Here is a 20,454-nt window from a genome sequence, read left to right as displayed (position 1 = left end):
CTAGAACAGCCAGGACACCCATGACCGCGTGTATGTACTGCCCGAGCCGCAGGTGCAGGAGGCAGCCGTCCCGGTCATCACCGAAGGCGCCCTGGACGCCGTGCGGGCTGCGCGGCGCACCATCCTGCAAGCCCGCCTGGCACATCGCCTGCCGGCCCGGGGGCCTCGTCGCGCTCGCGATCCAGTACGGCCACCTGCGCACCGCGGTCGGTGCCGGCTACGCCTCGCGCAGTCGCGACGGCATCCACGAACTCCTCGAACTCGAGACGGCCCGCGCCACCGCCGACACCCTCACCGCCCTCCACCAAGGCCTCGCCGCGGGCACGGGGATTTCCGGGCCGGCTGCGCGCCGGGCCGTCCAGGCCGCAGCCCAGGCACTGGCCTTCGCCGGCTCCATCCGCACACCGCGGCAGGCCCGCGACATCCTCGACAACCCCGCTCTGGCCGTCTACGACAACCCGAATTCCCTGCTGATGTGTATCTACAACCGCGACCGGGCGCTGTGCCACCGCGCGGACACCGTCGACAGCCCGAGCCTGCACCGTTGTCAGCCGTCCTGCGCGAACATCGCCCGTACCGACCACCACGCACAGCAACTTCGGTAACGAGGAGCCGTGCTGGAGCGTCAAGCGGACTCCGAGGCGGTGCCGGGACCTCTTGCCGAGCGCCTATACAGGAGTTCCGCACGCCTGCGTTCTCAGGCCGACGCCCACCATCGTGACCGCGTCACCGGCTGCGAGAACGCCTCATGAGCCCGGCTACCGACGAACGCGCACGTATTCGCGCAGCCATGGACCGGATCTTCAACGACGCCCCCGCCCGCTCCGATGGCGCCTGGACCATCGTCGCTCTGGCCGCCGAAGCCGGCGTCCCGCGCAATGCCCTCACCCAGCGACACCCCGACCTCAGAAACGAGTTCTACGACCAGGTCCGCACCCGCGGCCAGACCCCGGACCACGAGAAGCGGCTCCGAAGGCAGATCGCGAAACTCAAGGAACTCCGCGTCGCCGACGCAGTTCAGATCCGGCAACTGGAAGCAGACATCGAAGCACTCGTCGGAGCCCTCCATCTGTCCCAACTGGAAAACAGCAGGCTGCGCACCCAGCCAGCGAACCCCGACATCCGACTCCTGAGTAACAGAGTTCCTGACTCGCAAGGCTAGTTTTGCTGCGGTGCCAGGGTGCGTAGGACGTCGAACTCGTTGCCCTCGGGGTCGGCCATGACCACCCAGTTGCGGTCTGAGCCCTGGCCTACATCCGTCGTGGTGGCGCCGAGTCCGAGCAATCTGGTCACCTCGTCTTCGGTGCTGCCGTCGATCGGGCTGACGTCGAGGTGAAGTCGGTTCTTGACGGTCTTTCCCTCGGGCACCTGGATGAAGTGCAGGGTGGGCGGCATCTGGCGGGCCCGCACATCCTCGACGGTCGGCACCCAGGAACCGATCTCGACCTTGCCCTCGCTCCGGTCGATCACCTTGAAGTCCAGGACCGCGCACCAGAACGCCGCGAGCCTCTCCGGATCACGGCAGTCAACGGTCAACTCAGTAAACCTACTTGTCATGACTCTCCCAGATAGACAGGTCTGCGTAGAACGGTCGTTCGGGTCCTGAGGGGTATGACACGTTGCCCACCATCACCTTCACCGGCGTGCTTAATGTCATTCGGGCACTGCTCCGGCCCTCGCGAAGTTGTTGCTCGGACACCGCGGACGTCCCGGGGCCCATGAGGGCGCCCGCGTCCTGGGGTCGTTCAGACGTCTACGGCCTGATGGTCGTGCGACGGGCTTCATGAGGGTTTCCCCATGCCGGTGAAGAGGGCGTGGAGGACACGGTCGACGTACTCGTGGGTCAGGGGTTCTTGGGTGATCAGGAATTGGAAGTAGAGCGGGCCGGAGAGGATCGCCATGGCGAGGCTCAGGTCGAAGGCGGGCGACAGCTGGCCTTGGTCCTGTGCCGCTCTCAACCGGGCGACGGTCATGTCGGCCTGGGGGCCGATGAAGCGCTCGTTGAGCGCGTTAGCGACCTGTGGGTCGTACTGGGCCTCACCGACCAGGGCCTGGTACAGCGGGCCGAAGGGCGGGTTGCCCAGCAGGTCGACGGCTGCGTGGATCTGTGTGCGCAGGTCGGCGACGATGTCGCCCGTGTCGGGGTAGTCCAGGCTGGACTTGTGCAGAGAGAGCAGTGAGTCCAGGAACAGGGCGCCCTTGGAGGGCCATCTGCGGTAGATGGTGTGTTTTCCCGCGCCGGCTCGGGCCGCGATCGCTTCGATGCTGAGCTTGGCGTAGCCGATCTCCTGGCCCAGTTCCAGCGTGGTCCGCATGATGGCCTCGGTCCGGGCGGCGCCGCGGTGGGGGTCAGTCATGCCGCCACTCTACCGGCACGGCACGTGCCGTACTTGACGAGATGCCAACTTGTGCGTTCTTCTTTGCGGCACGACACGTGCCGTTCTGAGGGGGAAGTGTATGGACACCGACGTGATCATCGTGGGAGCCGGTCCGACCGGCCTGATGCTGGCGTGCGAACTGCGCCTGGCCGGGGTGCACCCGCTGGTGCTGGAGCGCTATCCGCACCGCCGGGACACCCCGAAGGCCGGCGGCCTCGGCGGACAGATCCTGGAACTGCTGCGCTACCGGGGCCTGCTGGAGCGATGCGAGGGCGCCTGCACCGGCCCCTTCCCCGCCCCTCGGTTCCCGTTCGGCGGCGTCCATCTCGACCTGACCCAGCTCGCCGATCCTCCGTTGCACGCCCTGCCGCTCCCGCAACAGCAGCTCGAAATGTTGCTCGACGAACGCGCCGGTGAGCTCGGTGTCGAGATCCGCCGCGGGCACCAGGTGGCCGGAGTCGTCCAGGACGAGACAGCCGTGACCGCGGAGGTGCTCGGCCCGGACGGACCGTACCGGGTGACCGCCCGGTACCTGGCGGGCTGCGACGGCGCCCGCAGCCGGGTCCGCGACGCGGCGGGCATCGCGTTCCCCGGCACCACCTATCCGGAGGTCAACCGGCTGGCCCAGGTCACCTTTCCCGACACGGTGACCGTGCTCGGCAACGGCGATCTCGACGTCGCCGGCTTCGGCACGGTCCAGGGGGGCTTCACACGGACGGGCCGCGGTCTCCTCGGCGTTGGCGCATCGCCCGACTCACCCGTGGTCTCCCTCTACACCACCGAGGACGAGACCGGCGAGTACGACGACGACACCCCGATGTCCATGACCGAATTCCAGGAGAGCCTCCGTCGCGTCTTGGGCGCGGATCTCCCGGCGGGCGAAGCGATCCGGCTGTCGCGGTTCACCTTCAAGGCCCGGCAAGCCGAGCACTACCGAAGTGGGCGGATCTTGCTGGCCGGTGACGCGGCGCATCTCTTCCCCGCGACCGGCGTGGCGATCAACGCCGGCATGCTCGACGCGGTCAACCTGGCCTGGAAGCTGGCCGCCGACATCCACGGCAGGGCTCCCGACGGACTGCTGGACACCTACCACGACGAACGGCACTTCGCCGGCGCGCGCACCATGCTTCACACCCGGGCTCAGGTGGCGCTGCGGCGCGGAACCGACCCGGCCGCCGAAGCGCTCCGCGAGGTCTTTCAGGAACTGCTCGCCGACGAGCAGCCGCTGCGCCGCATGGGGGCGCTCGTCGCCGGCTCCGACATTCGCTACCCGATGCCGGAACCATCCGGCCGCCACCCGTTGGCCGGGGTGTTCGTCCCCAACCTCACCCTGCACAGCGACCGGGGAGTGACCTGCGTCGGCGGGCTCCTGCACACCGCACGGCCCCTCCTCTTGGACCTCGCCGACCGCGAGGATCTCCGCCGGGCGGCCCGAGGCTGGCGCTCCCGCGTCGACATCCACACCGCCAAGACCGACGACCGCCCTGCCGACGCCATCCTGATCCGGCCTGATGCGCACATCGCCTGGGCCGCGGCCGTCGAGGAGTCCCCCGACAATGCCGCGCCAGCGCTGCGCGAAGCGCTTACCCGCTGGTTCGGCGCCCCCGAGAACCACGCCTGACACCCACGCCCTCCGAAAAGGAAGCGATCACAGATGCCGCCCGTTCCCGCCGACCCTCGGGATGGAAAGCGGGAGCGGACGCCGACCGCCAGAAACGCAAGGTAGGTCTGCACACCCGCGACGCGCCCCAGGAAGACACACACTTCGTCCCGCTGGTCCTTCGCGCCCTGTTCCACAACCCTCAGCCGCACCGGACACCAACACGCTGAACTTGACAGGGAACCCTTCGATGACCAGCGCGGTGTGCGCGGAGGTCATCAGCTGGTGTCGGGACCGCTCGCCCCAGTCCAGGGCCTTCTCCAGGCCCTCCATCTGCGGCATGTCGAACTGCTTCGCCCACTCGGCGGCGGCATCCTGCTCCTCGGCGCGCTTAGCGGCGAGCCACTCCTCCTTGGACTCTGTGTCGGCGTCGCGCGCTGCCTTCCAGCACTCGGTGCTTAGAGGCCGCGCGGATAGGCGCGTTGGGGACACCGGCAACAGAACGGGCACAGGGCCTGGTGATCATGGAGTTGCGACGCTCTGTGATCACTGGGGAGACCTGTGCCCGCGCTGCCATCATGACTCACCGAACCGCTCTGGGACCAATTCGCGGCCGTGCTGCCCGGGCGGGCGAGGTACCACCCGGACCATCCACTCGGCTGCCACCGTCGGCGCATCAGTGACCGGATCGTCTTCGACAAGATGCTGCAGTTGCTGCGCTTCGGCTGTTCTTACGAGGCGATCGCCGACACGACCTGTTCGGCCACCACGATCCGAAGCCGCCGTGACGAGTGGATACGACTGGGCGTCTTCCAAGGCCGCGAAGTTAAGGCCCACACCCTTATCCGCGCCACCTCTAAATGTCGCGCACCGCGAGCAGTTCGACCGCTGCCCCAGACGACTCAAGCAGTGGTGCAGCGGCAGAACGCCGGGGATCCGCCCGGTAGGCAGCGAGATCCTCGCTGTCGGGAAAGGTTATGAGATGGGCCTCGACCTGATCGTCCAGAGTGCGAAGGCGGCGCTCAAGACGCCCTCCGTACTCGGCAAGGAGCGGCAGGACAGTGCTTTCATAAGCGTCGAAGGCGCCCAAGCCCCCTTCAGGCAGCCGCGCAAGCATCAAGTAGGTGACGGCCATGGCCCCCTCATAGCGGTCTGTAATAGTGATCTTCTGAGCCTAACTGGCGTACACGCCCTCAACGCCGTCCTAGCAGCCGCCTATCTGCGCGACCTCTTACGCCTTCATCCAGAAATCGGCGCAGACCTTGAAGGCGATCAGTAGTACGTACGTGCCTCACACCCGCCCATGACCATCGCTTGACCGACCTCGGGCCGGATCATGACCACCTATTCATCGTGCCGTGACCTGCGGTGATGCGTCTTTGACAGGGCGCTCGACGGGCTTGTAAACGTAAGGAGTTTCGCGCTCCAGCGGCTGGCCTGCCGGACTGGCGGATCGTCCCGTCGCACCCTCATCGACCGTAGAGGACAAGAGTGTTCCTTTCCCATCACACCGCCAGAGCGGCACGCGTCATAGGCGTTTTCGGCGCCACGGCCGCACTCTCCATCGGCGCCGCCCATACGGCGTTGGCGTGCAGCATCGGCGACTTCTCGGCAGCGGCCGTGTGCGACGCAGGCGGCAACGGCGTCATCCGCGTCACCGACAAGGACGCCTCCGGCACCCCGGCCACCATCACCCTCTACGTGCAGCTGAGCATGCCCGGCGGCGAACGGCTCGTCGACACCAAGAAGATCGAGCACCCCACCGCGCAGGGCACCACCGTCGATCTCAACCCCATGGAGTGGTACGCGGGCGACACCTTCCGGGTCCACGTCAAGGCGGGCGACCAGGTCGACGAAGACATCCAGCCGCTGACCGTCGTAGGGGACGAAACCTGCGAGACCTCCGGCCCCTCTTCCTCGGCGCCCGCAACTCCGTCCACGCATCCCTCTTCGACGTCCTCCGCCACCCCGACCACGCTGCCGAGCCCAGCACAGAGCAGCAGCGCGGCCGCCGTGCCGGGTGCAAGCAACGCCCCGTCGCCCGCGGGCGGTGGCACCGACCTTGCTGAGACCGGCGCGGGCAGCAGTACCACGGTGATCGCCGGCAGCGCCGGGGCCCTGATCGTGGCCGGCGGCGGCATGGTCGTCGCGCTGCGCCGCCGAGCGGCACACCGTTCCCACTGACAGCCCCTGTCTCACGATCGTCCGTCAGGTCGCAACGGCCCGACCGAAGATCATGAGTCAGGCCATGAACTCAACCAGGACAAAGCCGAGTTGGAAGCACTCCTCGGCGCCAAGACCGCCGAGGCCGACCGCCGAGGCGTGCGCAGCGGCACTCGACTGGTTCGCCGACGCGCTTCCCGGCGAACCAGTGGTGCTCGCCACCCAGACCGCCAACGTCCGCTCGATGCGCCTCGCGGCGAAGCTGGGGTTCATCGAGGTAGAGCGGTTTGAGGCTTACGGCGCCGAGCAGTGGTTCGGCATGTGGTCCCCGGTCGCGCTGTCCGACTGAGCTCGTGCTCGGCAGTGTCCGCACTCACCGGGATGAAGCCGGGCGGGCGCGAGGAGATCAATCGAGGTTCAAAGATGGGTTCTCAGAGGGCATTTGATTTAGGTAGATCGCCCCGTATGTCCTAGTAGGTGCCTCGCCAGGTAGGTGCGGCCTCGTCCGTTATGCGCTTGGCGAGGTTGTCGATCGAGGCGATGTGGATCATGGCTTCGGAGCCGGCGGGGAGGGTCTCGTAGTCGCGGGCCAGGCGTCGGCGGAGCATGATCCATCCCAGACTTCGCTCGACGACCCAGCGCCTTTTGACGACGTGGAAGCCGCGGATGTCGGGGTTTCTGTTGACGACTTCGACGTCGATTCCGAGGTTGGCGCCGTGCTCGACCACGGCGTTCTTGAATCCGGTTTCGACCCAGCTCTTGGAAATGGTGGGGTAGGTCTTTTTGGCCTGGTCGAGTAGTCGTATTCCGACGGCGTTTTCCGACAGGCTTGCGGCGGTGACGGTCACGGCGAGGAGCAGGCCGAGCGTGTCTGTGATGATGCCCCTTTTCCGGCCGACGATCTTCTTTCCGGCATCCGTCCCCTGGCTGGTCAGGGGCGCATTGGTGGAGGTCTTCACGCTCTGTGTGTCGATCACGGAGGCTGTCGGTTCGGGCTTGCGCCCTTCCTTGACGCGGGCCAGGCCGGTCAGGTCGTAGTTGAGTTGGGCGAGGATTCCTTCGTCGCGCCAAGCGGCGTAGTAGGCGTAGACGGTGCCGTGGTTCGGGAAGTCGTGCGGGAGGTATTTCCACGGGATTCCCGTGCGGTTGATGTACAGGATTGCGTTAAAGACATCGCGCAGTTCGACCTGGGCCGGCTGGCCGGTGGGTCTGCGATCGAGTCGGGCTTTCCTCCAGGCGGATAAGGTCGGTTCGATCAATGCCCATCGGGCGTCGGACAGGTCGCTGGGGTACGGCTTCCGCTGGCTCACGAAATGGCTCCTACACCAACAGCGCCACTGACGGCGTTACTTGACCAGCTGGGCGTTTCTATGACGTCCATAGAACAGACGGAATCTGGGTGCGAGACACGGAGCAAATGGGCGCCGAAGCCGGAGCCTGGAAGGCCGTGAAGCTGCACATAGGAAGCAAATCACTTCAAAAAGACCAAGCCGCAAGAGCGACGTAGCACCGCAAGTCATACCTAAATCCCCACTCAAAGAGCGTTTTGTCCCGGCGAGGTTGTTTGGTGGCGCTTCATCGGGCCGAGTCGAGAAGGCTGTTGGGGCGAAAGTGTTCTGTGTGGTGGATAGAGGCGGATTGCGCCCTTCGGCCGCCCGTTTCCACCAGTTCGCTCCTGTCTGATCCCAAGGCGCCCCCGCTTGGCCCCATTTACGCCCTGCAGGGATGGGCTGCCCGACGGTACTACCTAAACATGACGCGACAACGCCCGTATCCCAGCGACCTCTCCGATGCACGCTGGGAACTGATCGGGCCCACACTCACCACCTGGCGGACCGAGCGCAGGAGCAAGGGGCTCGACATTGGCCGGCCGCCCGAGCGCGATCTGCGCCGCATCATGGATGCCATCCTCTATGTCGACCGCACCGGCATTGCTTGGCGCTACCTACCTCATGACTTCCCGCCGTGGGAGACGGTCTACGGCTACTTCGCCGCCTGGCAGAAAGAAGGCGTCTTCGACCAACTCAACAGCCTTCTGCGGCGCCTGCTCCGGGAGGCCGAAGGCCGCGACGGTGAGCCAACCGCCTGCGTGCTGGACGCGCAGAGCGTGAAGACCTCCGCGAACGTGCCCGCGGCCGGACAGGGCATCGACGCCGGCAAGAAAATCGCAGGTCGCAAGCGTCATATCGGAGTGGATACTCTCGGCCTGCTGCTGGCGGTCTGGGTCACCGCGGCGAGCGTCTCCGACAACGTCGGCGGCATGCACCTGATGTCCCACATCGCCGCCACTCATCCGCGCGTGACCAAAGCATGGGCCGACACCGGCTACCGCACCAAAGCCATCGGCCATGGCGCACGCCTCGGCATCGACGTCGAAGTCGTCCAACGCGACCCCGGCGTCAAAGGCTTCAAAGTGATCCCTCGGCGCTGGGTCGTCGAGCGCACCTTCGGCTGGCTCATGCACCACCGCCGCCTGGCCCGCGACTACGAAACCCACCCCCACCGCTCCGAAGCCATAATCCACATCGCGATGATCGACCTCATAAGCCGCAGACTCACCCACGAGTCCACCCCCAACTGGCGCGACACCTGAACCTCGAACAAACAACCCCGCCGGGACAAAACGCTCTTTGAGTCCGGCGATGCCGGCGCCGACCACGGCGACGTCGACGGTGAGGTCGCCCGAGGGTGGGGGAGAGGGGCCGCCGGGTGGTGCGGTCTCCAGCCAGTAGGACTGCGGGTGCCGTTCCGGTTCCGGGACAGCGGCGAGGAGCAGGTGGCGATGAGGTCGCCGGCCCCGGCGAGGCCAGAGAACGTCAGCGGGTCGGCGCCCATAGCTTGGCCGAGCCGCGCGGTCTCCGCGAGGCCGCGGGTGACGAGGAGGGCGCGGGCGTTGCCGCCCATGCCCAGACCGGCCGTCAGGCCGACCGCGAGGGCGATGACGTTCTTGATCGCCCCGCCGAGGTCGCAGCCCGCCACGTCCGTGCGCGTGTAGGGGCGGAAGTACGGGGTGTGGCACGCCTTCTGCAGCGCGGCGGCCGCCGTCTCGTCGGGGCAGGCGATCACGGACGCGGCGGGCTGCCCACCGGCGATCTCCCGGGCCAGGTTCGGCCCGGACAGCACCGCGATCCGCTCGAACGGGATGCCCGTGACCTGGTGGATCACCTCCGACATCCGCAGCCCGGAGTACGTCTCGACACCCTTCATCGAGCTCACCACGACCGCGTCCGGCTCGATGCGCGGTGCCCAGGCGGCGAGGTTCGCCCGCAGCGCCTGCGCCGGGATCGACAGCAACGACATGCCGGGCCCCGGCGAGCGCCTCGACCGGGTCTACTGTCGCGCGGAGCCGGTCGGGCAAGACGACGTCGGGCAGGTACCGGGCGTTCTGGTGCCGGACGTTGATCTCGGTGACGACCTCAGGCCGTCGGGCGTGGATCGTGACGTCGCTGCCGGCGTCGGCGAACACCTCCGCCATCGTCGTCCCCCACGACCCTGCGGAGAGCACCGCAACCCGGGCCACCCGACACCCCATCCACCTCGCGAGCCCTGACCCCGGCGACCCTTCCGCCACCCGAAGGCCTCCTCAGCGTCACGGCCAAGGCCTCGCGCGTCGCCAACCGGGGCAGGACCAGCTCAGCTTCCCGCGCCGCCTGGTCGTCACCGAGCTCCCGGCGCAGCTCCGCTTCGTGGGGCTGCCACAGCCGTAGAAGCGCCTCCACATCGCCGGTTCGTCCGGCCGCTCGTCGATGTACTCCACCGTGAGCCCGGCCGCGCGCGCTCCAACGTTGTCTTATGGCGCTCAGGTTCCGAACGGACGTCGCGGTGGTTCAAGTGCGAGCTGTGTCGGTTTTCCTAAGCTTCGACGGCAGAGGGAACACCCGGGCTGTTCCTGGACGGGTACACACCAAAGACGAGAAACTCGTGAACCAAGAGAATTCCGGCCGCATGGCCGTCATCGCAGGTACCGGCGCCGACATGGACAGCCCCAACGGGGTGATCGGCCGTGTGCGGATGGGGCGTGCCCAGGTCCGCCGGATCAAGGTGGTCGTTTGTCACCGGGTCACCTCGGTGTCCGTCAGCACCAGCAACGCCCACACCAGCAGGGGCGCGTGGCGGGCCTCCATCCGGACAGCCGTGCTCCACTGGAGCCCGCTCGCTGCTGATCAGCCGGTTCCACGCCTTCTGCGCACCGAGCCCGGACGCGGCTGGGCGACCCATAGTGCTGACGCGAAGACAGCCATCCTCACTTTTAGACCCCTTTAGTACATAAGCATAATCAGCTCCTTGATCGTCGAGGAGCTGATTTTCTGAAATCCGGTGGTCGGACAAGGCTGCCGTGGAAAGCGGAGACATGATGGGCAAGAGTCCTTATGACTATGTCGTGGTGGGAGCGGGGACAGCGGGATGCGTGATTGCCTCCCGGCTTTCGGAACGCCCCGGCGTGCGGGTGTTGCTGCTGGAGGCGGGAGCCCGGGACGCAACCGAGACGATGGCATCTCCTTGGGGTTTCCTGGGGTTCGACCCGTCATCCCTCTGGCTGGGCGCCTCGACCGTGCAGACCGGTACAGGCAGGGTCGCTGACGTGCTACGCGGCAAAGCGCTCGGCGGATCGTCGAGCATCAACGGCCTCTACCACCTGCGGGGGCACCGCTCCGGTTACGACGAATGGCCCGGCCTCGGTGCTCCGGGCTGGGGTTTCGACGATCTGCTGCCCTATTTCCGCCGCAGCGAGAGCACTCGCAGCCGTGATGCCTCCGTGCGGGGCACGGACGGGCCGGTCGTGGTCGCCCCGGTCCCGGAACCCCATCCCCTTGCCACGGCGGGCGTCGACGCCGCGGTGGAGGCTGGGTTCGCACGCGCCGATGACATCGGCGGAGGGCTGGAGACCGGGTTCGGGTGGAGTGACATGAATCTGCCCGGCGGCGCCCGCCAGAGCGCGGCCGACGCCTACATCCGTCCGTTCCTCGACCGGCCGAACCTGGACGTCGTCACGGACGCGACCGTGCAGCGGCTGCGCACCACCGCGGGCCGCTGCACCGGCGTCGAGTACACCATCGGTGGGGAGCACCTGTCCGTCGATGGCGCCGAGGTGGTACTGACCGCGGGGGCCATCGGTTCCGCACACCTCCTGATGCTGTCAGGGATCGGCCCGGCACAACACCTTGAGGAACACGGTATCGACGTCGTCGCCGACCTGCCGGGAGCGGGCTCCCATCTGCAGGACCATCCGATGGCGGGCGTGGTGTACGAGGCCATCCAGCCCGTACCGTTCGTTCCTGCCAACCCGCCCGCCGAAATGATGGGCCTGCTGTACAGCGACCCCGCCGCGGCCCGGCCGGACCTTCAGGTCTACATCGTCGCCGCACCGCTCCCGTCGGCATGGGGCCAGCCGCCGGCCAACGGCTACTCCATTGCTTTCTCGGCGATGGCTCCGCACAGCAGCGGCACCGTGCGCCTGGCGGACGCCAATCCCGGCAGCGCTCCCGTCGTCGACCCCGGCTACCTGAGCGACGACCGTGATCTGGAGGTCATGCGCAAGGGCCTGGCCCTGGCACGCCGCATCGGGGAGGCCGACGCGTTCGCCGACTGGCGCAAGCAGGAAGCGGTGCCGGGCTCCGGTACGAGCGGCGAATCCGTGGACGAGTTCATCCGCAAGGCCACCGGCCCCTACTTCCACTTCACCGGCACCTGCCGCATGGGAACCGACGCCGATGCCGTCGTCGACCCTGCGAACCTTCGCGTGCACGGAATAGCCGGACTGCGGGTCGCCGATGCCTCGGTGATGCCGTCCATCCCCTCGGCCAACACCAACGCGACCGTCTACGCCATCGCCGAACGGGCCGCCGAACTGCTCGACTGAGCCTTCTTCAGCGCCCACGGCGCTTCCGCAACGCGCTCATCCCCGACGCCTGGACCGTCGGCAGCTGGTCGGAGTCTCGACCAGCTGCCGGCATCCTGCTTGCCGAACTCAAGGCGGCCGGCGAGCTCGACGGGTCGAGGGCCTGTGTGGACGGCTGCCGCATACGCGCGAAAGAGGGGGAGCTGACGCCGGTCCGTCGTCGGTCGGCCAGCGGAAGGCGGGCAGCAAACACCACCCAATGGTGAGCCACGGGGCGGTGGATCACCTCTCAGCTCGCCGGGCACCGCCGAGTTCCTAAGGACCGAGGGCTCCGCGGGACCGCCGGCGAGGTCACCCAGACCCGCGCCCTCATCGACAACATCCCGCCGCGGTCACATGCCCAGGCCGCCCACAGCGCCGCCCTGCCTTGCTTGGGACACGAGTTGGCGGCATCCGCTGAACTGCGGTCGTACCTTTGGTCACGCGCTTTCGGCCGGCCCGTGGCCCGGCAGGTGCCTGTTCGGCGAGAGCGAGGCTGCTCCGGTCGAGCGGGCGTACTCGGTGGGAGTCTGGCCGTAGTGCTTCTTGAAGGTCCGGGTGAAGTGGCTGCTGTCCGCGAACTGCCAGTGTGCGGCGAGTTCCGAGATACTCAGGCGACCTGACGGCGCGGTGAGGGCGAGCCGGGCCTCTTGCAGTCGCCGGTGGCGGATGTAGGTGGCCACCTGTTCTCCCACTGCGGCGAATGCCCGGTGCAGAGTACGGACGGAGACGTTGAGTTCACGCGCAAGCATCGCAGGAGAAAGTTCGGGATCAGCGAGCCGGCGGTCCGCGAGGTCCTTGGCTGCCTGGGTGAGCGCGGGAGCCAGCCGGGGTTCTACGTCGTCGAACCGGCCCTTCGCCACCGCCTTGGCCAGCTCGATCAGGGCGCCGTGGGTGGCTTCCACACCGGCTGGGCCGAGGTCGGCCACAGTTGTGTGGATCATATCCGTGAGGGCCGTCAGCAGGCGTATCTCGGCCGAGTCCGCCGGCCCGGTGATGACCCGGTTCCCGAGCAGGGGTTTGAGCTCGCCGGGGGGCAGGACTAAGAACTTCGCCGTGAGGTGCGCCGTCGTCTCGAAGGCCGTCAGGCGCCCGACGTGCCGGACGAGGAACTGCCCGGCCGATACGGTCTGCTCGCCGCAACCGGGCGGGCCGCCCAGAGTCCATGCGCCGCGCTGCACTACGTACATGGCCACCAGATCCTGATCGCCGCCCGGGGCGTCCGCGGTCCGGGTTGCCGACGCGGCGTGAAGATCGGCGATCGCCGCGCCGTGCACCTTGGCCACGCTGCCCTTGACCCGGAAGTCACCGCTCGTGTCCGGGCTGAAGGCCGGCAGTTGGAAGACATCGTCGCCGATCTGCGTCTCCCACCCGCGCCGGAAGGCGTCGAGTCCCCGCGGTGCGGCGTCCGGGGCGGTCGAGTCCACTGCGAGCACCCCGCGCGCGCCGTCGACCCCCGCTCCAGAACTGTGCATGACTCTCTGATCCCCTCACCGTCATTGCTTCAACGCCATCCTGTGGTGCTCGTGTTCCGCAGGACGTCGCCATGGCTCATCTGGGCACTGTGCCAATCTTCCTACAGACGGCCCGCATGGCAGCGGTCGAGGGGCAGAGCTGATGCGTTCTGATTCGGCGAGATGAGCTGATCGCTTGCGTACGCGCCGCCGTGGTCGGTTCGCCCAGTTCGGCAACGAGAGACGCGACCCCTGATGATCAAGTCTCTCGAAGCCTTTGATCACGAACAGGGGGCGCGTTCGCGTGCCATCCTCCCCAACCAGTGTCCTGCAACGCCACTGCGCGGACACCGATTCCACCTGTCCGGAACCGTCACAGCTCACCTGCCTGGCGGACGTGTTGGGCCGGATACCCGATCCCCGCCGGGTCCGGGGCCGCCGCTACCGCCTGGGCTCCCTGCTCGCGCTGTGCATGGTCGCCGTCCTCGGCGGAGCCACCTCCCTGGCGGCCATCGTCCGCTTCGCCGCCGATACCGACTCCGACCTGTGCGAACAACTCGGACTGACCTCCAGCACGCCGAACGCCTCCACGTTGGGACGACTTCTGGCCCGCTTGGACGGCGACGCCCTGGACGACGCCGTGGGCGCCTGGCTCGCCCGGTACGCCGCCGACCCGGTCGACGAACCCGGTGACACCCTGGTCGGTCTGGCCGTCGACGGCAAGACCGTGCGAGGATCCCGCACCGACGGCGCAGCCGTCCACCTGCTCGCCGCCGTACTCCACGCCTGCCAGACCGTGATCGCCCAGCGCCAGATCGCCGCGAACGCGGGGGACTCGCGGTCCAACGCCGACATCAACACCATCGGGAGACCGGCAACTACCCGCCGGTCCAGCATCAGTGAGCCGCGCCGCCCCAGGGCACGTCCAGGACCTGTCCGGCCGATCGCGCACACACGCGGGGTGTGGCACGCACAGCTGCGACTTGTCGTCGGCCACCCGCCTGGACGCGGCGGGACTGTCACACCCCCCTGCCATGCTGTGCGCCATGACAACAGACAAGGATTCGCCCGCTTTCGCCACTCCAGCGGCCACCATGGACGCCCTGTTATGGCAGTGGGTGGATCACGTCAATCGGAACGGTGAGAAGGGAATGACGCGGCCGGAATGGTTCGCGTGCGTCGGAGAGTTGGAACTGGCGGAGACGGTCACCTGGTACGGGATGGCGACCACCGGTCGATGGGGTCACGGCGGCCTGCTCTCCGGCCCCAGCAAGGCTCCGGTGTACGCGGGCTTCTACTGGTCTCAGGTGGGCGACGAACCGGCGGTGGCCCGGGTCAGCATGGTCGTCCTGCCGCTGGCGGATCCCGCCCGGATCGTCGCGGCCGACTGGAACGACGGGTACAACGGCTACGAGCCGGCGGCGCTGGACGGATACGCCGTCCTGTGCGGCGATCCGTTCGACCCGCTGCACGTCGGCGGCCGCGATGCCGAGGCCGATCTCCGCGAGGTCAAGCGGATCATCGCGGCCGGCGACGGCCAGGGCCGCCGGGTCAACTACGCCGAGATCGTCACCGATCCGGACCGCGGTGGCAACGCCCTGTTCTTCCCGGTCAATGAGGAAGAACGAGACGGCTACGAGGCACTGGAGGAGGACGGAACGGTCGTCTGCCTCGCCTTCATCGCCTACGACTTCCCCTACTAGACGAGTAGTTCCGATTGCGGGGTTCTCAGACGTGGGGAGCGTGTCCAGCATCGGGTTGTGACGACCGATTTAGACACCCTCTTGACGGCATTGTACGTGCATGTCGATGACCGTTTGAAGACCCCGCGATGGCGTGGGCGGCCGCCTCGTCTGACCGACGCGGAACTGGTGACGCTGGCCGTGGCCCAGGCGATTCTGGGCTTTCACTGCGAGGCCCGCTGGGAGCCCGGCGAGCAGTTCGTAGTCGCGCTTGCCGAACTCGCGCAGAACCACTGGTCGGTTGAGCCCTTGCACCACATCCGAGACGTCACCTACGACGAGGACGCCTCACGAATACGCACCGACGCCACACCCCGCGCCATGGCCACCCTGCGCAACCTTGAAAGTCATCAACGGGCGCCCGGTCATCGAGGGCACCGCCGACTTCAGTGTTAAGCACCAGATGACGCTGAAGACCAACTCCGCCAACTGGAGTGAGAAGTTCACCATCTCCAAGGCGGCGACCACGGGCCAGGGCAACGGCGCCGCCGTCAAGTTCTCCGCCACCTCCGGCGGCGGGGCTGGCGCTGTCCTTCCTGCACCCGTCCCCGACTCGGCCAGGTCTCGCAGAGATCTTCAGCTTCTACTGCCCCCCGACGGTTGGGGCAGCGGCATTGCCGCCGCACTGATGACCGAGACGCTGAGCCAGCTGCACGACGACGGATACTCCCGGGTACACCTCTGGACGCTGCGCGACACCCCACAATCCCGCCGCTTTTACACCAAGTGCGGCTTCACCGAGTCGGGCGCCGCGCGCGCCTTCGTGGTGGACCCAGACCTGGCGGATATAGATCACCGCGAGCCGCTGCAGGTGACGGTCGTCGATCTTGCTGCCGGGCCGCTCCCACGGCATCACCGAGTTCATCGGTGGTCCCGCTCACTCGCCGTCGCGGCGGACAACGCGCGGCTCGCCAGCCACACCAACTGCCCCACCGCCGCCTGCCGGTTCACCTCCGGCAGTACCGCCCACACCCACCCGTCCGGCACCATCGGAATCGTTCTCTGGGGCCGACATCACTGTCGTCGCGCATGGCGACCTGTTCCCCTCGTCGCTCAGCCGGCCCCGCAACCGTCGGGCCACAGCAGCCAACCGCTGCAGGCCCTCACGCCCGATTATCGGTGTCCGTTCACCGCTTTGACTATCCATAAGCGCAGTGTGCTTGGGCGACAGAGCGGTCCCTGGCCTGGATCATGCACGCCCGCCGACACGCACGCGACTACGAACGGCTCATCCTGCACTCCGAATCGCTGATCACCTGGGGCCGCCATCACACTCATGACCAGGCGAATCACCCGCCGAAGCTCCTGCAGGAGCGGACAGTCGGCATCCCGCGAAGCCGACCGGGACTGATCCTTCTCAAGGTCAGGGCCATTACTTGGCTTTGACGCGGCCCGAATCGCCGCCTGAGTCGGCCAGGCTGCTCGGCGCTGTCGGCGATGCTCGATGCCTGCTCTGGGTGACGCAGCGAGCCCCTCGGCCGCAGAGCTCTGCCTGGTCGCTGTCGGCAGGCTCCCGGCCGACGCCGTCTGATGGCGTGCTCACCTCGACTGCGGATCCTGCTGTGCGCCGAGGTTGCCCTGACGGTGACTGTGCTGATGCCGACCGGGCTCGCCTGCGTGCAGGGGTGGGCTCCTCCTGGTAGGAGGAGCCCACTTCGGGGGATGTGTGAGGGGTTATTCCGTGCGCAGGCCCGCTGGGCGCATCATGCGCAGTAGCGGCGGCAGGCTGAGCAGCGTGACCATGCCGACCACGGCCGCGCCCACGCCCGTCATGGTGAGCACGCTCGCCCAGTCCATGGTCACCGATGTACGGGTCATCTTCAGCAGTACTGCGCCGAGGGTGACGCCCACCGTCGTGGCCAGTACGAGACCGAGTCCGACCGGGAGGGCTGTCTGCCACAGGACCGACAGGCTAAGCGTGCGGCGCCGGGTGCCGAAGGCGACCAGCGCGGAGAGCAGCTTCCTGCGCTCGCGCAGCTGTTCCAGCTGGGAGACCAGCAGGCTCGCTCCGATCAGTGCCAGCACGAAGGCGGAGCCGACGAACAGGCCGGTGCGGATGGATGTGTACTTGGCGTCCTCCTGGGCCGCCGACCAGCCGAAGGTTTGTGCCAGGGGGTCGATCCGGGCGGCGACGTTGCGTATGTACTCCCGTGAGTCCGGCACCGAGGGGTCCAGACGCAGGTAGACACCGTCCGAGAACACCGCGGGCGCGGCCTTGTGGGGCACAGCGGCGGGCGTGACCAGCAGACTGGTGTAGTCCTGCAGTGAGTCCTTGCGCGCGTTCACCTCCCGAACGTTCGCCGGAACGGTCCAGGGCACCTCGAGGCCGCGTTCGGCGTCGTCGTACGACGGGTCGATGTAGAGCTGCCGACCGGGCTTCACCAGGGCGATTTCGGATGCGTTGCTGGGGTCCGAGTAGCCGCTCCGCGTTCGCGTGATGAACACGTCACCGTCCTTGCAGGAGGGCAATGTGGCGAGTTCGCGCAGGGCGGCGCAGTTACCCACGGTCAGGCCGTTGCTGTTCTTCGGGTTGCGACGTGAGTCCCCGTACTCGGAGCGGGCCAGGGCCACCGCGGCCCGGACACCCTTGGTGCCGGTGAATTCGCGCTCGATGCCGGACAGTGGCTTGGGGCCGCTGAAGTCGACCTGCATCTGGACCCGGCTGGGGTCCTTGCCGGTGTTCTTGGTGTACTGGCTCTGCGTTCCCGTGAAGAGCATCTGCAGCGCGATGGCTCCGGCCACGGCGACGGCGATGCCGTTGACCATGCGGGCGGCAGTGCCGCTGCTCAGCTGCAGTCGTCGCACGGCGAGCTGCCAGGACAGCGGGCCCTTGCCGAGCCGGACGACGACCGCCTCCACGACCCAGGGCAGCAGGGCGGTGATGCCGATCAGCAACATCAGGACGCCGCCGATGACGAGGTACTGGTTGAAGTTTCCGTTCTTGTGGCCTTGGCCGATCATCGGGTAGAGCATCCCGAAGCCGGCCAGAGTCGGCAGCAGCCGCCACCACAGCCGGCGGCGGCTCTGCTTGGCCGCGCGCACGACACCGAGGGGTTCGACGACCACGCCGCGCATCGCGAGCAGCGTGACCAGCACCGCGGCGACCGGCACCGCCACCGCGACCAGCGCGGCAAGCGCTGGAGTGGGGTCGAGGTAGCTGGGCCAGACGCTCACGCCCAGCAGCTCGCCGGTGCCCAGCGTCTGACGGCTGACCAGGAAGAAGCCGGTGCCCACGGCCAAGCCGAGCAGGGCTCCGGCCAGCGCCTCGCCCGCCGCGATCCGCCGGGTCATCCCCCGGTCGGAGCCGACCAGGCGCAGCGCGGCGAGGCGGCGGTCGCGGCGTTCGCCGCCGAAGCGGACGGCGGCGGCGATGAACACGGCGACCGGCGTCAGCAGCACCACGAACACGACCAAGACCATGAGCAGCAGGACCGGGTCGGTCTTCTCGGGCGTCGCGTCCGGTTTGCCGAACTTGGCCAGCCGCGTCACCAGGGAGGAGTCCGTGAGCTTCAACCCCGAGGCGCCCGCGTAGTAAGCCAGTTCGTGCGAGCCGATCAGCCCGCTCTCGCCGATCGTGCCGGTGATCTTGTACGGCAGGCGCTCCCGCAGCAGTTTCGCGTCGTCCGAGTCCAGCAGGTCCTTGAGCGCGGGGGAGACCACCATCTCGCCCTTACCCGGGAAGCGGTCGACCCCCGGGGGCAGCGACGCCCGCCTGCCCTCGGGTTCGACGAACCGGCCCTGGATGTCGTCGTCGTGCCAGGTGGTGTCGGCGTCGGCGATCAGGAGAGTGTTGTCGGCCTTGGGCGGGACCGTCCGGGAGTACACGTTGGCGTAGCGGGCGTCCTCCACCTTGCTGCGGGAGGCGATCACGTTGGGCATCGCGGTGCACAACAGGAGCAGGGCCACGCCGAGGCCGACGCCGACCGCTGTCAACGTCATTCGGACCCAGCCCTCGCGGCCGCCGGTGACGGCGAACCGGGCTCCCATGGCCAGGTCTCTGGACCACTGGCGCGGACTCATATGGCGCGCTCCATGTCCTGGGACTTGCCGTCGCGTACGACGATCTCGCGGTCGGAGTAGGCGGCCACCCGTGTCTCGTGGGTGACGAGGACGACGGCGGCGTTGGTGGAGCGGGCCGCGTCGGTGAGCAGTTCCATCACGCGCTCGCCGTTGTTGGAGTCGAGCGCGCCGGTCGGTTCGTCGGCGAACAGCACCCGGGGGCCGGTGACCAGCGCGCGGGCCACGGCGACGCGCTGGCCCTGGCCGCCGGAGACCTCGCCGGGCCGCTTGCCCTTCAGGTCGTCGACCTCCAGGCGTTCCATCCAGCCGAGCGCCGCCCGCTCGGCTTCCTTGCGGGAGGTGCCGTTCAGCCTGAGCGGCAGGGCGACGTTCTCCACGCAGGTCAGTTCCGGCACGAGCTGTCCGAACTGGAACACGAAGCCGAACTCGGAGCGGCGCAGCGCGCTGCGCTGGGCGTCGCTCATCGTCGTCACCTCGCGCCCGTTGTAGGTGATCGACCCGGATTCGGGCGGCAGGATGCCCGCGAGGCAGTGCAGCAGCGTCGACTTGCCGGAGCCGGAGGGGCCCATGACGGCGACGACCTCGCCGGGGTGGATGGAGAACTCGGCGCCGTCGAGGGCGTGGGTGTGCCCGTAGGTCTTGCGCAGGTCCTGCGCGGTGAGCAGGGAACCAGGGGGAGAAGTCGTCATCGGGCTACAGCCTCACTGAGTTTGTCGAGTCGGGCGGCGGTCAGTTCCAGCCAGCGCAGGTCCGCCTCCAGGTGGAAGAGGGCGTGGTCGCAGATCAGCTGGTCCGCCAGATCGCCCTTGCGCTTGCGGTCGGTCAGGACGCGCATGCTGCGCAGGTGCGCGGAGCGTTGGGTGTCCAGGACGTCGGCGGCGTCCCGGTGGGTGAGCAGCGCGAGGACGACTTTGGTGTAGAGGGCCGACTGGAGGTACTCCTCCGGCTTCTGCGGGGTCGCGAGCCACTGCTCCACATCGGTGATGCCGGTGTCGGTGATCGCGTAGCGCTTGCGCTCCGGGCCGCCGCCAGCCTCGATCCCGTCGACCTCGACGAGGCCGTTCTTCAGCAGTCGGGACATCGTCGAGTAGACCTGGCCGTAGTGCAGCGGCCGGTCGTGACCGAACGTCTCGTCGAAGGCCCGCTTCAGGTCGTAACCGTGTCGCGGGCCGGACTCCAGGAGCCCCAAAAGGGTGTGACCGATGGACATGAGCACACT

Annotated in this window: 17 protein-coding genes and 7 pseudogenes; 14 read left to right on the top strand and 10 right to left on the bottom strand. The window is 67.9% G+C overall.

Features of this window, described 5'->3' with window-relative positions:
* Positions 1-20 precede the first annotated feature (20 nt).
* Positions 21-605, top strand: a complete 585-nt coding sequence (locus tag OG568_RS55045; RefSeq protein ID WP_329537546.1) for a hypothetical protein — start codon at positions 21-23, stop codon at positions 603-605.
* A gap of 185 nt (positions 606-790) precedes the next feature.
* On the top strand, positions 791-1,162 hold the full coding sequence (locus OG568_RS55040) for a hypothetical protein (protein ID WP_329537545.1): 372 nt from the start codon (positions 791-793) through the stop codon (positions 1,160-1,162).
* Here OG568_RS55040 and OG568_RS55035 read toward each other — a convergent pair.
* The gene (locus tag OG568_RS55035; RefSeq protein WP_329537544.1) at positions 1,159-1,557 is read right to left on the bottom strand and encodes a VOC family protein; all 399 of its coding nucleotides are present in this window, start codon (positions 1,555-1,557) and stop codon (positions 1,159-1,161) included. The two genes, OG568_RS55040 and OG568_RS55035, sit on opposite strands and share 4 nt — an antisense overlap.
* Positions 1,558-1,781: 224 nt before the next feature.
* Positions 1,782-2,357, bottom strand: coding sequence for a TetR/AcrR family transcriptional regulator (locus OG568_RS55030; protein ID WP_329537543.1), 576 nt, complete (start codon positions 2,355-2,357; stop codon positions 1,782-1,784).
* Between the two features lie 100 nt (positions 2,358-2,457).
* Between OG568_RS55030 and OG568_RS55025 the strand changes: the two genes are divergently transcribed.
* Positions 2,458-3,999, top strand: coding sequence for an FAD-dependent monooxygenase (locus tag OG568_RS55025; RefSeq protein WP_329537542.1), 1,542 nt, complete (start codon positions 2,458-2,460; stop codon positions 3,997-3,999).
* Positions 4,000-4,221: 222 nt separating this feature from the next.
* On the opposite strand, the pseudogene OG568_RS55020 reads toward OG568_RS55025, so the two are convergent.
* Positions 4,222-4,434 (bottom strand): annotated as a pseudogene (locus tag OG568_RS55020) (hypothetical protein); the annotation flags it as partial.
* 105 nt (positions 4,435-4,539) lie between these two features.
* Between OG568_RS55020 and OG568_RS55015 the strand changes: the two are divergent.
* Positions 4,540-4,791, top strand: a pseudogene (locus OG568_RS55015) (transposase); the annotation flags it as partial.
* Positions 4,792-4,834: 43 nt separating this feature from the next.
* Here the strand turns inward: OG568_RS55015 and OG568_RS55010 are convergent.
* On the bottom strand, positions 4,835-5,113 hold the full coding sequence (locus OG568_RS55010) for a hypothetical protein (RefSeq protein ID WP_329537541.1): 279 nt from the start codon (positions 5,111-5,113) through the stop codon (positions 4,835-4,837).
* Between the two features lie 356 nt (positions 5,114-5,469).
* Between OG568_RS55010 and OG568_RS55005 the strand changes: the two genes are divergently transcribed.
* Entirely contained in the window at positions 5,470-6,162 is a 693-nt protein-coding gene (locus OG568_RS55005) for an LAETG motif-containing sortase-dependent surface protein (protein WP_329537540.1), read from the top strand.
* A gap of 130 nt (positions 6,163-6,292) precedes the next feature.
* Positions 6,293-6,490 (top strand): annotated as a pseudogene (locus OG568_RS55000) (GNAT family N-acetyltransferase); the annotation flags it as partial.
* A gap of 121 nt (positions 6,491-6,611) precedes the next feature.
* Here OG568_RS55000 and OG568_RS54995 read toward each other — a convergent pair.
* Entirely contained in the window at positions 6,612-7,451 is an 840-nt protein-coding gene (locus OG568_RS54995; RefSeq protein WP_329537539.1) for an IS5 family transposase, read from the bottom strand.
* A gap of 443 nt (positions 7,452-7,894) precedes the next feature.
* Here OG568_RS54995 and OG568_RS54990 point away from each other — a divergent pair, with 443 nt between their 5' ends.
* A complete protein-coding gene (locus tag OG568_RS54990; protein WP_329537538.1) occupies positions 7,895-8,734 on the top strand; it encodes an IS5 family transposase in 840 nt (279 codons plus the stop codon).
* Positions 8,735-8,889: 155 nt separating this feature from the next.
* Here OG568_RS54990 and OG568_RS54985 read toward each other — a convergent pair.
* Positions 8,890-9,673: pseudogene (locus tag OG568_RS54985) on the bottom strand (NAD(P)H-dependent glycerol-3-phosphate dehydrogenase); the annotation flags it as partial.
* Positions 9,674-10,062: 389 nt separating this feature from the next.
* Here OG568_RS54985 and OG568_RS54980 point away from each other — a divergent pair.
* Both OG568_RS54980 and OG568_RS54975 read left to right on the top strand, forming a co-directional pair.
* Positions 10,063-10,404 (top strand): hypothetical protein, encoded by a 342-nt coding sequence (locus tag OG568_RS54980; protein ID WP_329537537.1) that lies wholly within the window; start codon positions 10,063-10,065, stop codon positions 10,402-10,404.
* A 91-nt stretch (positions 10,405-10,495) separates the two neighbouring features.
* Positions 10,496-12,001, top strand: coding sequence for a GMC family oxidoreductase (locus OG568_RS54975; protein ID WP_443077980.1), 1,506 nt, complete (start codon positions 10,496-10,498; stop codon positions 11,999-12,001).
* 458 nt (positions 12,002-12,459) lie between these two features.
* Here the strand turns inward: OG568_RS54975 and OG568_RS54970 are convergent, their stop codons facing one another.
* The gene (locus OG568_RS54970) at positions 12,460-13,494 is read right to left on the bottom strand and encodes a helix-turn-helix domain-containing protein (protein WP_329537536.1); all 1,035 of its coding nucleotides are present in this window, start codon (positions 13,492-13,494) and stop codon (positions 12,460-12,462) included.
* A 283-nt stretch (positions 13,495-13,777) separates the two neighbouring features.
* On the opposite strand from OG568_RS54970, the gene OG568_RS54965 reads away from it, so the two are divergent.
* The 5 genes and pseudogenes from OG568_RS54965 to OG568_RS54945 form a co-directional block, all read left to right on the top strand.
* Positions 13,778-14,617, top strand: a complete 840-nt coding sequence (locus OG568_RS54965; protein WP_329537535.1) for a transposase family protein — start codon at positions 13,778-13,780, stop codon at positions 14,615-14,617.
* A 7-nt stretch (positions 14,618-14,624) separates the two neighbouring features.
* Positions 14,625-15,176, top strand: coding sequence for a hypothetical protein (locus OG568_RS54960; RefSeq protein ID WP_329537534.1), 552 nt, complete (start codon positions 14,625-14,627; stop codon positions 15,174-15,176).
* Between the two features lie 57 nt (positions 15,177-15,233).
* Positions 15,234-15,398 (top strand): annotated as a pseudogene (locus OG568_RS54955) (IS982 family transposase); the annotation flags it as partial.
* A 220-nt stretch (positions 15,399-15,618) separates the two neighbouring features.
* Positions 15,619-15,891 (top strand): annotated as a pseudogene (locus OG568_RS61945) (hypothetical protein); the annotation flags it as partial.
* A 485-nt stretch (positions 15,892-16,376) separates the two neighbouring features.
* Positions 16,377-16,512 (top strand): annotated as a pseudogene (locus OG568_RS54945) (IS5-like element IS4811 family transposase); the annotation flags it as partial.
* Between the two features lie 377 nt (positions 16,513-16,889).
* On the opposite strand, the gene OG568_RS54940 reads toward OG568_RS54945, so the two are convergent.
* From OG568_RS54940 to OG568_RS54930, 3 genes are read right to left on the bottom strand one after another with little or no spacing between them, the layout of a single operon-like run.
* Complete coding sequence (locus OG568_RS54940; protein ID WP_329537533.1) at positions 16,890-19,235, bottom strand: ABC transporter permease; 2,346 nt, start codon at positions 19,233-19,235, stop codon at positions 16,890-16,892.
* Positions 19,232-19,924, bottom strand: coding sequence for an ABC transporter ATP-binding protein (locus tag OG568_RS54935; protein WP_329537532.1), 693 nt, complete (start codon positions 19,922-19,924; stop codon positions 19,232-19,234). The genes OG568_RS54940 and OG568_RS54935 overlap by 4 nt, the downstream gene beginning before the upstream one ends.
* Positions 19,921-20,445, bottom strand: coding sequence for a PadR family transcriptional regulator (locus tag OG568_RS54930; RefSeq protein WP_329537531.1), 525 nt, complete (start codon positions 20,443-20,445; stop codon positions 19,921-19,923). Before OG568_RS54930 ends, OG568_RS54935 begins: the two co-directional genes overlap by 4 nt.
* Between the last annotated feature and the right edge of the window lie 9 nt (positions 20,446-20,454).

It is taken from the genome of Streptomyces sp. NBC_01450 (genome assembly GCF_036227505.1).
GTDB lineage: Bacteria > Actinomycetota > Actinomycetes > Streptomycetales > Streptomycetaceae > Streptomyces.
This window is presented reverse-complemented; position numbering and strand designations above follow the sequence as displayed.

What these genes read in the sequence shown, in the direction of transcription:
- OG568_RS54930 (WP_329537531.1), bottom strand. Translation starts at nt 20,445, where the DNA reads ATGTCCATCGGTCACACCCTTTTGGGGCTCCTGGAGTCCGGCCCGCGA.
- OG568_RS54935 (WP_329537532.1), bottom strand. Translation starts at nt 19,924, where the DNA reads ATGACGACTTCTCCCCCTGGTTCCCTGCTCACCGCGCAGGACCTGCGC.
- OG568_RS54940 (WP_329537533.1), bottom strand. Translation starts at nt 19,235, where the DNA reads ATGAGTCCGCGCCAGTGGTCCAGAGACCTGGCCATGGGAGCCCGGTTC.
- OG568_RS55010 (WP_329537541.1), bottom strand. Translation starts at nt 5,113, where the DNA reads ATGGCCGTCACCTACTTGATGCTTGCGCGGCTGCCTGAAGGGGGCTTG.
- OG568_RS54960 (WP_329537534.1), top strand. Translation starts at nt 14,625, where the DNA reads ATGACGCGGCCGGAATGGTTCGCGTGCGTCGGAGAGTTGGAACTGGCG.
- OG568_RS55035 (WP_329537544.1), bottom strand. Translation starts at nt 1,557, where the DNA reads ATGACAAGTAGGTTTACTGAGTTGACCGTTGACTGCCGTGATCCGGAG.
- OG568_RS54990 (WP_329537538.1), top strand. Translation starts at nt 7,895, where the DNA reads ATGACGCGACAACGCCCGTATCCCAGCGACCTCTCCGATGCACGCTGG.
- OG568_RS55045 (WP_329537546.1), top strand. Translation starts at nt 21, where the DNA reads ATGACCGCGTGTATGTACTGCCCGAGCCGCAGGTGCAGGAGGCAGCCG.
- OG568_RS55030 (WP_329537543.1), bottom strand. Translation starts at nt 2,357, where the DNA reads ATGACTGACCCCCACCGCGGCGCCGCCCGGACCGAGGCCATCATGCGG.
- OG568_RS54970 (WP_329537536.1), bottom strand. Translation starts at nt 13,494, where the DNA reads ATGCACAGTTCTGGAGCGGGGGTCGACGGCGCGCGCGGGGTGCTCGCA.
- OG568_RS55025 (WP_329537542.1), top strand. Translation starts at nt 2,458, where the DNA reads ATGGACACCGACGTGATCATCGTGGGAGCCGGTCCGACCGGCCTGATG.
- OG568_RS54975 (WP_443077980.1), top strand. Translation starts at nt 10,496, where the DNA reads ATGGGCAAGAGTCCTTATGACTATGTCGTGGTGGGAGCGGGGACAGCG.
- OG568_RS55040 (WP_329537545.1), top strand. Translation starts at nt 791, where the DNA reads ATGGACCGGATCTTCAACGACGCCCCCGCCCGCTCCGATGGCGCCTGG.